We start from the raw sequence: 13,229 nt of genomic DNA, 5'->3' as shown, positions 1-13,229 counted from the left end.
TAACAAGAGGACGTGACAAGTGTGAAATTGCGCTGGAAGATTGCCATCGGAGTGGCTGTATTAGCAATTGCGGGGTTAGGGTATGCAGGAAACTATTTTTATGATTATGCGGTGGTTCCTTCAGAAAAAGATTTTTTGGAAGGAGATACCCCTGGTACGGATGAAAATCAGACGGGAAATGAATCGCAAAATTGGTTTACAGATCCAGCAAATCGTGAGATGTGGCAGCTAACTTCTGAAGATGATTTAAAATTATCCGCCATTTATCTACCGGCGGAGGAGAAGAATCGCGGGAAAACGGCGATCATCGCGCATGGCTATATGGGGAACGCAGAAACGATGGCGGACTACGCTAAGATGTATCATGATTTAGGCTATAATGTCTTGGTTCCAGACGCTCGAGGGCATGGTCAAAGCGAAGGAGATTATATTGGTTTTGGGTGGCACGAACGTAAGGATTATTTGCAATGGATCGATGAAGTACTCACAAAAAATGGTTCTGAAGAAACGATCACTTTGTATGGCATCAGTATGGGGGCTGCCACGGTAATGATGACCAGTGGGGAAGACTTACCGAAAAATGTCACTTCTATTATTGAAGATTGTGGGTATACCAACGTCAATGAAGAATTGGGTTATCAACTCGATCAATTGTTTGGTCTACCGGCCTTTCCATTGATGAATGTCACTAGTCTTGTCACAAAAATCCGAGCGGGGTATTTCTTCGGTGAAGCAGATGCAGTCAAACAACTGCAAAAGAATACGCGTCCGATCTTTTTTATCCATGGCGATGCGGATACGTTTGTTCCTTATTCGATGCTGGATATTTTGTATAACGCGACCGACGCACCAAAAGAAAAGTGGGTTGTTTCAGGTGCCGAGCATGCGAAAAGCTACAAAACAGATCCAGACCTTTATAAAGAAAACATTGCAGCTTTTTTGGACAAATACGATCATCCAGCAAGTGAATAAAAAAGTGCCGGTTCTAAAAAAGAACCGGCACTTTTTGCTTGACCTTTAGCTTATAAACGAGCAAATTCTTCTAGCAAGCGAATCATTTGGCAAGTAAAGCCGTATTCATTATCATACCAAGCGACGGTTTTCACCAGTTGGAAATCGCCAGCAGTGGTTACTTCTGTTTGTGTCGGATCAAAGATAGACCCTTGAGTGGTACCAATCACATCTCCAGAGACGATTTCACGGTCATCGTAACCGAATGACGGATTATCGACGGTGTGTTTTCTGATCGCTTCATTGACTTCATCGGCGGTTACTTTGGTTTTCAAAATTGAGACTAACTCTGTTAAAGAACCATCGACGACCGGAACCCGTTGGGCGTGGCCTTGTAATTTGCCATTTAATTCTGGGATAACCAAACCGATTGCTTTGGCGGCACCCGTTGAGTGAGGGATCGTGTTGTCAGCAGCGGAACGAGCGGCTCTTAAGTTTCCGCCTTTTACAGGACCATCCAATAGCATTTGAGTAGAAGTATACGCATGAACCGTCGTCATCGTACCAACTTCGATCCCGAATTCCTCATTTAAAAAGTAGGCCATTGGAGCTAAGCAGTTGGTCGTACAAGAACCTGCGGATATGATAGTATCATCCGGTGTTAACGTGTCTGAGTTGACATTGTAAACGATCGTTTTCATATTACCAGCTGGTGCGGAGATAACGACTCGTTTGACACCTGCATCAAGATGGGCCTGGGCTTTTTCTGCGGAAGTGTAAAAACCCGTACATTCTAATACGATATCGACGCCATTTTCTTTTGCCCAGGGGATTTTGCTTGCGTCTGGTTCAGCGTACACTCGGGTCTCTTTGCCATCGACAACGATAGCATTATCCGTTGCAGTAACAGTTCCAGGGTACGTGCCGTGGGTCGAGTCAAATTGCAATAGATGTGCTAACATTACGGGGCTTGTTAAATCATTGATTGCCACAACTTCAATATCGGCAGAAACTTCTCTGATCCTACGAAAAGCCAAACGTCCAATTCGTCCAAAACCATTGATTCCAACTTTTACTGTCATTTCTTGTTTCCTCCTTTGATTGTGTACTGGTACACTTAAAAGTTTGCTACGATTTCCTGTGACTGTCAAAGAATAACCCTTAAGAATTCGCGATTTCTTACGGAAACCCATGAGAAAAGATAGACAAAAGGCGTTTCGGTCGTTACAATAAAATAGACTTTCTTATTAGAGAAATAGTAACCACTTAAAGTGAGATAACTGATAATCAAAAAGTATAGAAGGTAGTAAAAAAAGAATGGAGGACAAATAATGTCCATGTTTTTAGATCAAGTGACAATCGATGTCAAAGCAGGAAAAGGCGGCGACGGAATGGTTGCTTTTCGCCGAGAGAAATATGTCCCAGACGGCGGACCCGCAGGTGGGGACGGGGGACGTGGCGGTGATGTCATTTTAGTCGTAGACGAAGGTTTGCGTACATTAATGGATTTTCGCTTTAATCGTCATTTTAAAGCGCAACCCGGGGAAAATGGCATGAGTAAAGGAATGCACGGCCGTGGCTCAGATGATACTTACATCAAAGTACCCCAAGGCACCACCGTTCGTGATGCTGAAACAGGTGCCTTATTAGGTGATTTGATTGAGCAAGGTCAAACATTAGTAATCGCAAAAGGCGGGCGGGGCGGCCGTGGGAACATTCGGTTTGCTTCTCCAAAAAATCCAGCCCCAGAATTAGCAGAGAACGGAGAACCCGGTCAAGAAAGAAAGATCGAGCTCGAACTAAAAGTCTTAGCAGATGTTGGTTTAGTTGGTTTCCCTTCAGTTGGGAAGTCAACATTACTCTCTGTGATTTCGTCTGCTCGTCCAAAAATCGGCGCGTATCATTTTACAACACTGGTGCCAAATTTAGGCATGGTAACGACCACTGATGGTCGTAGTTTTGCAGTAGCCGATCTGCCTGGCTTGATCGAAGGTGCTTCGCAAGGTGTTGGTTTAGGGACTCAGTTTTTACGTCATATCGAACGGACGCGGGTCATTTTACATGTGATCGATATGAGCGGCATGGAAGGGCGCGATCCATATGAAGACTATTTATCCATCAACAATGAATTGTCGACCCATAACTTGCGCTTACTAGAGCGCCCACAGATCATCGTTGCCAATAAGATGGATATGCCGGATGCTGAAGAAAACCTAGCCCTTTTCAAAGAGCAGCTGGCAAAAGAAAAAACGGATGAGTTCGCGGATGAACCAATGATTTTCCCAATCTCTGGTGTCACTCGTAAGGGAATCGATGCCTTGCTGAATGCGACAGCGGATCTATTGGAAGTCACTCCTGAGTTCCTCTTGTACGATGAAGAAATCGAAGAAGATGTGGTTCATTACGGCTTCCAATCGGATGAACCGGAGTTTGCAATCGATCGCGATCCTGATGCAACTTGGATCTTGAGCGGTGAGAAAATCGAAAAACTATTCCAAATGACGAACTTTGATCACGATGAGACTGTGATGCGTTTTGCTCGTCAATTACGTGGATTGGGTGTCGATGAAGCATTGCGTGCGAGAGGTGCCAAAGACGGTGATATTGTGCGTATCGGTAATTTTGAATTTGAGTTTGTCGAATAAGCGTTTAAAAGAACATCATTTTTTTAAAAAAATCCTTCATAGTTGAATTGGTTTTGACTGCCGATCATTGATTTTCTCTAAGAAATCAATGATCAGCAGTCTTTTTGGTTTCTTTTTTTATTTAAATGATTTACTGTTAAAATAAAGAAAAGAACAAATAAACCAAAGGGAGCGATTTTTATGTCAAAACGAGTCATTGTAATGAACTTTGATGCTAGTGCCAAAGCGTATCAAGCCTTTTCTGAAGTGAAACGGATGCATATGGAACGAAAGATCAAAGGAGAGCAAATGGCGGTTCTTACCCACACCAATGAAGGCGTGCATCAATTTAAAGTCGAGGATTTTCTTGATTTTACTGGAAACAATAAGACATCAACTGGTGGTTTGATCGGGATGCTCGTTGGTGTGTTAGGTGGGCCTTTGGGAATCATGCTGGGCTGGTTTGGCGGTAGTATGATCGGTGCTACTCGTGACGCAAAAGAGATCCAAAATGCGCAAATGCTCTTCGAACACGTCGGAAACCAAATTGGTGTAGGCGATACGGGGTTATTATTGATTGCCGATGAAGAGGACAATCGTCCTTTGAACCAACTGATCATGAATGAATTAGGCGGTGACATCACTCGTTTTGACTACGATGATGTCGAGGCAGAGATCGAGACGGCCAAAAAAGTCGAAGAATCCACCAAGGCACGTGTTCAAGAGGATTGGAAAAATTCCCATAACGATGAATCCGATAGCCAATCCGAGAAATAAAAACCGCAAGCTTCAATTGCAACTTGATTTCTTTTCCGCTAAAATTGGAAAGAGATGAAAGGAAAGAAGCTTATGGAATTAGAATTTTTAGGAACAGGTGCTGGAGTGCCTGCGAAACATCGAAACGTGACCAGCACTGCGTTACGATTATTAGATGAACGCAATGCTGTTTGGCTTTTTGATTGTGGCGAAGGGACACAAATGCAGATCTTGCATTCTACGATTAGACCGAGAAAGATTGAAAAAATCTTTATTACCCATCTTCATGGTGATCATATTTATGGATTGCCAGGATTGATCAGCAGCCGCTCCTTTCAAGGCGGAGACACACCTCTAGAGATTTATGGACCCAAGGGGATCAAAGCATACATTCAAACCGTTTTGCGGATTTCTCAGACGAAAGTCAGCTATCCATTGCATTTTTTTGAGATTGAAGAAGAAGGGATTCTTTTTAAAGATCAGCAATTTGAAGTATCTTGTCTGCGCCTTGATCACGGGATTGATAGTTTTGGCTATCGTATTGTCGAAGCAAGCCATCAAGGGGAGTTGCAAGTGCAAGCATTGCTTGAACTTGGGCTGAAACCTGGTCCTGTCTTCGGACGTTTGAAAAAAGGTGAAGTAGTTACCCTCGATGATGGTCGTCAAATCAATGGGGCAGATTTTTTAGGTCAAGCCAAAAAAGGACGGATCGTGACAATATTAGGTGACACCCGTAAATGTCAAAACGCCGTGCTTTTAGCGAAAGATGCGGATGTTTTGGTACATGAAAGTACCTTCAACAAAGAAGAAGCCAAGTTGGCTCGCGCTTATTTTCATTCGACGACGCGACAAGCTGCTGAAGTTGCCCAAGAAGCTCACGCCAAGCGTTTGCTATTGACCCATATCAGCGCGCGCTATGTTGGCAAAGATATTACAAATTTAGTAAATGAAGCAAAAGAAGTATTTCCGAATACGTTGATCGTCAAAGATTTTGATATTGTCGAGATCCCTTTTGCCGGAGAGGAAGAATCAGATGAACTTGGAGAATAAAGTTGTCGTTGTAACAGGTGGTTCTGCCGGACTTGGAGAACAAATCTGTTATGAAGCCGCAAAACGTGGTGCGATCGTCGTGACTTGTGCCCGGAGGACGAATTTGATCGGAAAAGTCAAAGAACAATGTATGGAATTAAGCGGCAAAGAAGCGTATGCGTTTCAATTGGACGTAGCAAATCCTGAAAGCGTGGAGCGCTTATTAGAAAAAATCAGTGAGAAAGTCGGAAAGATCGATGTCTTTGTCAATAATGCTGGCTACGGGATCTTTCAAGAGTTTACAGAGATGGATCCTGCGGTCATCCGTAATATGTTTGAAGTCAATGTACTTGGGATGATGGTTTTGACTCAGCAAGTTGCGATTCAAATGGCTGAACAAAAGCATGGTCATATCATAAACGTTGCTTCAATTGCGGGTAAGATAGCTACGCCGAAGACCGCAGTTTACTCTGCAACGAAATTTGCTGTACTTGGTTTTTCTAACGCCTTACGTTTAGAACTAAAACCACTGGGGATCAACGTAACAACGGTCAACCCAGGGCCGATCGAAACGGCATTCTTTGACCAAGCAGATCCTAGCGGTAGTTACTTATCATCGGTGGGCAGCCTTGTCCTTGAACCAAACAAATTGGCACAAACGATCGTCAAAGCCATGATTCATCCAAAACGAGAAATCAATCGCCCACATATTTTAGGGGCGGCAGCAAAACTGTATACACTGTTTCCTGCAATCGGGGATTATATGGCAGGAACGATGTTCAACAAAAAATAGGAGTTGAAACCCATGAAAAATCAATGGCGTGTTATCGTTGGTATTTTACTGATTTTAGTGATCGTTTTATTTGCGGTTGCAAACAATATGACTGTTCCGATCAATTTTGGCTTCACAACGATTCAATCGCCACTGATCTTAGTCATTATTGGTTCTGCTTTGTTAGGCGCATTGATTTTGTTGCTGGTTTCCACAAGTGCAATGTTCCGTCAAAAAAAAGAACTAAAACAATTGAGAAAAGAGCTCTCGGATTATCGCACGAATAACGAGAAAGTTCTGCAAGATGAACGAGAAGCCTTGGAACGAGAATATATCAACAAGCAGGCGGAGTTAGCAGCTAGGCAGCAACAACTCGACGATCAAGAAGCGCAACTTTCGTCACGTGCTGCAGGCGCCTCAACGCCGCCAACGATTGATGAAGAAATGAAGTCTTTTGAATCGCAAGCCTAGAATACATGAGAGCAATTAAGAAAAGAGTTTGCCGGCGCATCGTTCGCTGCAAGCTCTTTTTTGTGACATGAAAAATAAATTGTTTCTTTCGTTGTTTTTCCTTTTTACATAAACTTTGCTATAATAACCTAGTTAGGAGTGATTTGGTGAAACGTGCAAATTTTCATTGGGTGCTACCGCAAGATAGCGAAGCTACCCCTGTATTTAAAGAATTGATCCAAGCAAGAAAGATTCCTGAGCGCATCGGCGCGTTGCTATGGCAGAGAAATATTCGAACAGCAGAAGCGCTAGACGCTTTTTTATCAACGGATCTGCAATACCTTCATGATCCGTTTCTCTTTCATGATATGGATAAGGCCGTGGAACGGATCCATGAAGCCATTTTAAATGGTGAGCGGATCTTGATTTATGGCGACTATGACGCAGATGGGATTACGAGCACCACCGTATTAAAAGAAACACTGGAGTTGCTAGGGGCTGAAGCTGAATATTATCTGCCCAATCGCTTTTCAGATGGGTATGGTCCCAACATAACTGTCTATAAAGATAAAATTGCGGCAGGGACGCAATTGATCATCACCGTTGATAATGGGGTATCTGGACATGAGGCAATTGCTTATGCTCAAGGGCAAGGGGTCGATGTGATCGTGACGGATCACCATGAACTTCCTGCAGAACTCCCAGAAGCCTTTGCCATCGTTCATCCCCGTCACCCTGAAGGAAACTATCCGTTTGGTGATTTAGCGGGAGTCGGTGTCGCATTTAAAGTGGCTTGTGCCCTATTAGAAGAAGTGCCCGTCGAACTGCTGGACCTTGTTGCAATTGGGACGATTGCTGATATGGTTTCTTTGACAGATGAGAATCGACTACTAGTCAGCAATGGCCTGAAAATGATCCAACAAACTGATCGGCTTGGTTTGAATGAGTTGTTGACGGTCAGTGGATTGAAAAAACGAACAGTCAACGAAACCGATATTGGTTTTGCTGTTGGCCCCCGCCTCAATGCAATTGGTCGGTTGGAAGATCCTAATCCTGCTGTTCGTTTGTTAACCACATTTGATGAAGAAGAAGCAGTAACCTTAGCCAAGACATTAGATACGATCAATCAGCAGCGAAAAACTTTCGTTGAAGAAATCATGAAAGAAGCGCAAGAAAAAATCGACCCTGCCAATCATGTTCATCTGGTCGTAGGTGATAACTGGCACGAAGGGGTTTTAGGAATCGTAGCTGGACGTATCATGCAAAGTACCGGACAGCCCGTGATCGTTTTGACCAAAAAAGAAAATGGGTTAGCAAAAGGGTCAGGTAGAAGTGTCGCTGCGTTGAATCTATTTGAAATGTTGGCTACGATGAAAGACATGTTTACCAGTTTTGGTGGTCATCATGCGGCGGTCGGCTTAAGTATCCCGATTGATCATTTGGACATGTTACAAGCTCAGATGAATCGCTATGTGGAAGAAAATGGAATTGATCTTAGTCAGGGAATCCCCTTAGCGATCGATGAGGAACTGCCATTGGCGGAAGTATCGATCAACTTTATTGAGTCTTTAAACGTTTTAGCGCCTTTCGGAACGGACAATCCGTTACCGAAATTTCTGTTTTCCAATTTATCGACTCAAAATGCCCGCCAGATTGGTACCGAAAACCAGCACTTGAAGTTAGTGATGACAGATGAGTCCAATCTACAGCTAGATGTGATTGGCTTTGGTTTTGGAAAAGACTCAGTAGAGTTTGAAAATGATCGACTATCGATCGTTGGTCAGCTTTCAATCAATGAATGGAATGGCAACAAAAAACCGCAGCTGATGTTGGATGACTTTGCAGTGGAAGGGCTGCAGTTGTTTGATTATCGTTCGAAAAGGAGTCGGCAAGGTGTCTCTCTGGGAAATGAAACATTAGGGGTCGTTTTCAATAAGAAACTGCCTCGAGAGCTGCAAGGATTTTGTGGACAAACGATCTTATTCGACTCGGTGGCTGCTGTGAAAGATACATTTTGTGCTGGTCCGTTCCAAGAGATCGCGTTTTTAGATTGTCCTGCTGATTCTGCTGTGATCAAAGAGGTCGTTCAAGCGCTTCATGCTTCAAGAATTGCGTTTGTGTTTTACTCGACGGAAGATGCCTATTTAGACGGGGGAGGCACCAGAGAGCAATATGGTCGGCTTTTTCAATTGATCAAGCAGCAGCCTCGTTTGGATATTCGCTACAAATTAAAGATGGTCGCTAACTATCTAAAAATTCCAGAAAAATTACTTATTTTTATGATTCAGGTGTTTTCTGAGCTGGAATTTGTTACAATACAAGATGGTGTTTTGAATAAAACGGCTGATCCTGTTTCTCGTCCGCTGACAGAGAGTCATTTGTATCAGCAACGACAAAAAATGATCAAAACAGAAGAATTTTTATTAATGAGTGATTTATCAACCCTACGTCAGTGGTTGACAGTCTAGGAGGAAAAAAAATGGATTTAAAAGAGTATATTGCTAGTATTCCGGATTATCCCCAAGAGGGAATTATTTTTCGGGACATCTCGCCGTTAATGGCTGATGGAGAAGCGTATCGTTATGCGACACAGCAGATCGTTGAGTATGCACAAGAAAAAGGCATCGATATGGTGGTAGGACCAGAAGCCCGCGGATTTATCGTTGGTTGTCCAGTTGCGTACCAGTTAGGTGTCGGCTTTGCCCCAGTACGTAAAAAAGGCAAATTGCCACGGGAAACCATTGAAGCAGAGTATGAAAAAGAGTATGGCGTGGATGTTTTGACGTTGCATGCCGATGCTATCAAACCAGGACAACGTGTCTTGATCTGTGACGATCTACTAGCAACTGGTGGAACGATCAAAGCAACGATTGAACTCGTAGAAAAACTAGGCGGTATCGTTGTGGGCTGTGCCTTTTTGATCGAACTAATGGATTTACATGGAAGAGATAAAATCCAAGGTGTTGAAATCAAGACGTTAATGGAATACTAAAAAAGAAGAAACAAAAAAAGGACTCGCAGGAGTCCTTTTTTGTTTCTTCTGCCTTATGGCGTATGTAGGGGAAGGATCATGGTTCGTAACGATAAAAATCATGATCGTGATAATAATGGCGGTTACGTTTGCGCTCTGCTTGGCGGAATTTCTTTTCATCCCATAGCATGAACCAAAGCATCATTAGAGGACAAAAAATCAGAACAGCACTTAGAACGCCAAAATAGCCAATAACAATACCCATCAATAAAACCCATAACATAAAACCAAATCGACGAACTGCTTTCATCTCATTCACTCCTTAAATAATACGAACTTATGTTTGTATACTTATTATACGAATGTTTGTTCGGTTTGTAAAGAGGAAAGAAAAAAAATCTTCGTAAAAACGAAGATTTCCTAGTCAGCTCGTTGAGCATCAAAGCAGATGTCGATACAACCCAACAACCAATCCTAAAATCGTTACGTCAGGCAAAATGATTGGTTCTAAGTAATCATTTTCCGGTTGTAAACGAATGTAATTCTTTTCTTTATAGAATCGTTTGCAAGTAGCTTCATCTTCATCTGTCATAGCGATCACAATATCACCATTTTGCGCACTTTGTTGTTTGCGAACGATCACTTGATCGCCGTCAAGGATGCCAGCATTGATCATACTTTCTCCTCGGATCGTCAACATAAACAAACTACCGGTACTATTTGCTAAATCTGGCGGAATCGGAAAGAAATCGGATGCATCTTCCACTGCTAAAATCGGTTCTCCCGCAGTTACGACACCAAGCATCGGAATGGATGCTGGCTGAACATCGATTTTTTCAAGACCGGAAGCAGTTAATTCAATGGCTCTGGGTTTTGTAGGATCTCGCAAGATCAACCCCTTTTTTTCAAGTCGGGACAAATGGCCATGAACAGTTGAGGTAGAAGATAACTGAACGGCTTCGCCAATTTCGCGAACAGTCGGCGGATAGCCTTTTTCAGTGACACGGGTATGAATGAACTTAAGAATTTCGATTTGTCGATTTTCTGTTCGTTTTGCCAAAACTGACACCTTCTTTCATTTGATAACATTAGTGTACCATAGGTATATCGAATATTCAAACAAATGTTCGCTTTTTACACTATTGTTTTTATTCGCTAGTTTGTAGTAAAATCAAGAGGGAAAAGGAGGAACGAATATGCTATCTCAAGAAAAATTAGCTCGAATCAATGAACTTGCCAACAAGAAAAAAACAGAGGGTTTGACTGAGGCAGAAACGAACGAACAAAAAGTTCTACGTGACGAGTATTTAACCGCCTTTCGTGGAGGAATGCGTCACCATATCGAAGGAATGAAGATCGTTGATCCTGAAGGTGCTGATGTGACACCAGAGAAATTAAAAGAGATTCAAAAGAAAAAAGGTCTCCACGGCAGATAATTGTGAATTCCTTTTCATTGCTATTGAAATAAGCATCTGAATCACGTATAATAAAAGATGTAATAAAGGTAAAAAAAACCTAAATTAGGAGGAACTACCATTGTTTGATAAAATCGATCAATTAGGAGTGAACACCCTTCGTACATTAAGTATCGAAGCCGTACAAAAAGCCAATTCAGGACATCCAGGATTACCGATGGGGGCAGCACCCATGGCCTATGCCTTGTGGACCAAACACTTGAAAGTCAATCCAACGACTTCTCGCAACTGGGTGGATCGTGACCGCTTTGTTTTGTCTGCTGGACACGGTTCGGCGCTATTGTACAGCTTGTTGCATGTGTCTGGTTACGATGTGACCATTGAGGATCTAAAAAACTTCCGTCAATGGGATAGCCGCACGCCAGGACATCCAGAAGTCGATCACACAGACGGCGTGGAAGCAACCACTGGACCTTTAGGACAAGGGATCGCCATGGCAGTCGGTATGGCAATGGCCGAAGCCCACTTGGCTGCAACCTACAATCGCGACAAGTATCAAGTCATTGATCACTATACCTACGCTTTATGTGGCGATGGGGACTTGATGGAAGGTGTTTCGCAAGAAGCTGCATCCATGGCGGGTCACATGAAATTAGACAAACTGATCGTCTTGTACGATTCAAATGACATTTCCCTAGATGGCCCAACTTCAAAAGCCTTTACAGAAAATGTCGGTGCGCGTTTTGAAGCGTATGGCTGGCAACACATTCTCGTTGAAGACGGCAATGATTTAGAAGCAATCTCAAAAGCGATCGACGAAGCAAAAGCTGAAAGCGACAAACCAACCTTGATCGAAATCAAGACTGTGATCGGATACGGTGCGCCAAATCAAGGCACCTCTGCCGTTCATGGTGCGCCGATCGGTGCCGAAGGCATTTCTGCAGCTAAAGCGATTTATGGCTGGGAATACCCAGAATTTACCGTACCTGAAGAAGTTGCCGCGCGCTTCAAAGAAACCATGATCGATGAAGGACAAAAAGCTGAAGCCGCTTGGAACGAAACTTTCCATGCCTATGAAGCAGCCTACCCAGAACTTGCGGCGCAATTCAAACAAGCCTTTGCGGGTGAATTGCCAGCAGATTGGGATGCAGCATTACCAAGCTACGAAGTTGGCAGCTCACAAGCTAGTCGAGTATCCAGCAAAGAGATGATCCAAGCCTTATCCAAAGCCGTCCCTAGTCTCTGGGGTGGATCGGCTGACCTTTCTGGATCCAACAACACGATGGTGGCAGCAGAAAAAGACTTTGAACCTGGCCAATACGAAGGCCGCAACATTTGGTTTGGTGTCCGAGAATTTGCGATGGCGGCAGCGATGAACGGAATCCAATTGCATGGCGGTACGCGAATCTATGGCGGAACCTTCTTCGTCTTCGTTGATTACTTGCGTCCAGCGGTGCGCTTGTCTGCGATCCAGCATGCACCTGTGATCTATGTCTTGACGCATGACTCCGTGGCGGTGGGAGAAGATGGACCGACGCATGAGCCAATCGAGCAATTAGCCAGCGTCCGGTGCATGCCAAATGTCCAAGTGATTCGTCCAGCAGACGGCAATGAAACCCGTGCTGCCTGGAAATTGGCCATGACGACAACGGATAAACCAACGGTCTTAGTCTTAAGCCGACAAAATCTACCAGTGATCGAAGGCACGCAAACCGGTGCGGATGAAAATGTCGCAAAAGGTGGCTACGTGATTTCAAAACAAGCTGGTGAAACACCAGCGGGGATTTTGATCGCCACAGGTTCTGAAGTGAATCTTGCGGTTCAAGCACAAGCTAAATTGGCAGAAGAAGGCATCGATGTATCGGTGGTCTCCTTACCAAGCTTTGATCTGTTTGAAGCGCAAAGCTCAGAATACAAAGAAAGCGTCTTGCCAAAAGCAGTGAAGAAACGGGTAGCGATTGAAGCGGCTTCCCCATTTGGTTGGGAACGTTACACCGGTTGCCATGGAAAAGTGATCGCGATCGATCACTTCGGTGCATCAGCACCTGGCGACAAAGTATTAGCAGAATTCGGCTTTAGTGTTGAAAATGTTGTGAATACTTTTAAATCAATCGATTAATTGATCGACAATCAATCAAAGCTAGCACGTTCGAGAATCTTTTCGATTTTCGAGCGTGTTTTTTTCGAGTACTGCTCACTCTGAAAGTGCCAGAGTGACTTATTTAAGGTAGTAGTGGCTAAGATTTCTGAAAAATGGTTTC

The 13,229-nt window shown here is 43.6% G+C and carries 13 protein-coding genes; 10 read left to right on the top strand and 3 right to left on the bottom strand.

Annotation, left to right across the window (positions count from 1 at the left end; translation table 11 throughout):
* Window positions 1-21: 21 nt before the first annotated feature.
* Window positions 22-972, top strand: coding sequence for an alpha/beta hydrolase (locus IGI89_RS13690; protein ID WP_086317402.1), 951 nt, complete (start codon window positions 22-24; stop codon window positions 970-972).
* A 50-nt stretch (window positions 973-1,022) separates the two neighbouring features.
* On the opposite strand, the gene gap is transcribed toward IGI89_RS13690, so the two are convergent.
* Window positions 1,023-2,033, bottom strand: a complete 1,011-nt coding sequence (gene gap, locus IGI89_RS13685; RefSeq protein ID WP_042890377.1) for a type I glyceraldehyde-3-phosphate dehydrogenase — start codon at window positions 2,031-2,033, stop codon at window positions 1,023-1,025.
* A gap of 249 nt (window positions 2,034-2,282) precedes the next feature.
* Here gap and obgE point away from each other — a divergent pair, with 249 nt between their 5' ends.
* The 7 genes from obgE (at window position 2,283) to IGI89_RS13650 (ending at window position 9,574) form a co-directional block, all read left to right on the top strand.
* Window positions 2,283-3,596: a GTPase ObgE gene (gene obgE / locus IGI89_RS13680; RefSeq protein ID WP_042890376.1), complete on the top strand. Its 1,314-nt coding sequence runs from the start codon at window positions 2,283-2,285 to the stop codon at window positions 3,594-3,596.
* 180 nt (window positions 3,597-3,776) lie between these two features.
* On the top strand, window positions 3,777-4,352 hold the full coding sequence (locus IGI89_RS13675) for a DUF456 domain-containing protein (protein ID WP_005236092.1): 576 nt from the start codon (window positions 3,777-3,779) through the stop codon (window positions 4,350-4,352).
* A gap of 72 nt (window positions 4,353-4,424) precedes the next feature.
* The gene (rnz, locus tag IGI89_RS13670; protein ID WP_034872611.1) at window positions 4,425-5,381 is read left to right on the top strand and encodes a ribonuclease Z; all 957 of its coding nucleotides are present in this window, start codon (window positions 4,425-4,427) and stop codon (window positions 5,379-5,381) included.
* A complete protein-coding gene (locus tag IGI89_RS13665) occupies window positions 5,365-6,153 on the top strand; it encodes an SDR family NAD(P)-dependent oxidoreductase (RefSeq protein ID WP_016612306.1) in 789 nt (262 codons plus the stop codon). The genes rnz and IGI89_RS13665 overlap by 17 nt, the downstream gene beginning before the upstream one ends.
* A 12-nt stretch (window positions 6,154-6,165) precedes the next feature.
* Window positions 6,166-6,603, top strand: coding sequence for a lipopolysaccharide assembly protein LapA domain-containing protein (locus IGI89_RS13660; RefSeq protein WP_005236087.1), 438 nt, complete (start codon window positions 6,166-6,168; stop codon window positions 6,601-6,603).
* 146 nt (window positions 6,604-6,749) lie between these two features.
* Complete coding sequence (gene recJ / locus IGI89_RS13655; RefSeq protein ID WP_218193561.1) at window positions 6,750-9,050, top strand: single-stranded-DNA-specific exonuclease RecJ; 2,301 nt, start codon at window positions 6,750-6,752, stop codon at window positions 9,048-9,050.
* A gap of 11 nt (window positions 9,051-9,061) precedes the next feature.
* A complete protein-coding gene (locus IGI89_RS13650; protein WP_005226167.1) occupies window positions 9,062-9,574 on the top strand; it encodes an adenine phosphoribosyltransferase in 513 nt (170 codons plus the stop codon).
* A gap of 76 nt (window positions 9,575-9,650) precedes the next feature.
* Here IGI89_RS13650 and IGI89_RS13645 read toward each other — a convergent pair whose 3' ends face one another.
* Window positions 9,651-9,863 carry a hypothetical protein gene (locus IGI89_RS13645; RefSeq protein ID WP_005236082.1) on the bottom strand — a complete coding sequence of 71 codons (213 nt, stop codon included), beginning with the start codon at window positions 9,861-9,863 and terminating at the stop codon, window positions 9,651-9,653.
* Window positions 9,864-9,992: 129 nt separating this feature from the next.
* A complete protein-coding gene (gene lexA, locus IGI89_RS13640; RefSeq protein ID WP_005226165.1) occupies window positions 9,993-10,613 on the bottom strand; it encodes a transcriptional repressor LexA in 621 nt (206 codons plus the stop codon).
* A gap of 136 nt (window positions 10,614-10,749) precedes the next feature.
* On the opposite strand from lexA, the gene IGI89_RS13635 reads away from it, so the two are divergent.
* Together IGI89_RS13635 and tkt are read left to right on the top strand one after the other, a co-directional pair.
* A complete protein-coding gene (locus tag IGI89_RS13635) occupies window positions 10,750-10,989 on the top strand; it encodes a DUF896 family protein (protein WP_005236078.1) in 240 nt (79 codons plus the stop codon).
* Between the two features lie 100 nt (window positions 10,990-11,089).
* Complete coding sequence (gene tkt / locus IGI89_RS13630) at window positions 11,090-13,087, top strand: transketolase (protein WP_061054151.1); 1,998 nt, start codon at window positions 11,090-11,092, stop codon at window positions 13,085-13,087.
* Window positions 13,088-13,229 lie beyond the last annotated feature (142 nt).

This window comes from Enterococcus sp. AZ141, assembly GCF_051714385.1.
In the GTDB taxonomy this organism is placed as follows: domain Bacteria; phylum Bacillota; class Bacilli; order Lactobacillales; family Enterococcaceae; genus Enterococcus_D; species Enterococcus_D entomosocium.
The sequence above is the reverse complement of the archived record's forward strand: the minus strand, read 5'-3'. Positions and strand labels throughout refer to the sequence as shown.

Coding starts and splice junctions, on each gene's coding strand:
- rnz (WP_034872611.1), top strand. CDS start 4,425: ATGGAATTAGAATTTTTAGGAACAGGTGCTGGAGTGCCTGCGAAACAT.
- IGI89_RS13675 (WP_005236092.1), top strand. CDS start 3,777: ATGTCAAAACGAGTCATTGTAATGAACTTTGATGCTAGTGCCAAAGCG.
- obgE (WP_042890376.1), top strand. CDS start 2,283: ATGTCCATGTTTTTAGATCAAGTGACAATCGATGTCAAAGCAGGAAAA.
- IGI89_RS13645 (WP_005236082.1), bottom strand. CDS start 9,863: ATGAAAGCAGTTCGTCGATTTGGTTTTATGTTATGGGTTTTATTGATG.
- gap (WP_042890377.1), bottom strand. CDS start 2,033: ATGACAGTAAAAGTTGGAATCAATGGTTTTGGACGAATTGGACGTTTG.
- IGI89_RS13635 (WP_005236078.1), top strand. CDS start 10,750: ATGCTATCTCAAGAAAAATTAGCTCGAATCAATGAACTTGCCAACAAG.
- IGI89_RS13665 (WP_016612306.1), top strand. CDS start 5,365: ATGAACTTGGAGAATAAAGTTGTCGTTGTAACAGGTGGTTCTGCCGGA.
- IGI89_RS13650 (WP_005226167.1), top strand. CDS start 9,062: ATGGATTTAAAAGAGTATATTGCTAGTATTCCGGATTATCCCCAAGAG.
- IGI89_RS13660 (WP_005236087.1), top strand. CDS start 6,166: ATGAAAAATCAATGGCGTGTTATCGTTGGTATTTTACTGATTTTAGTG.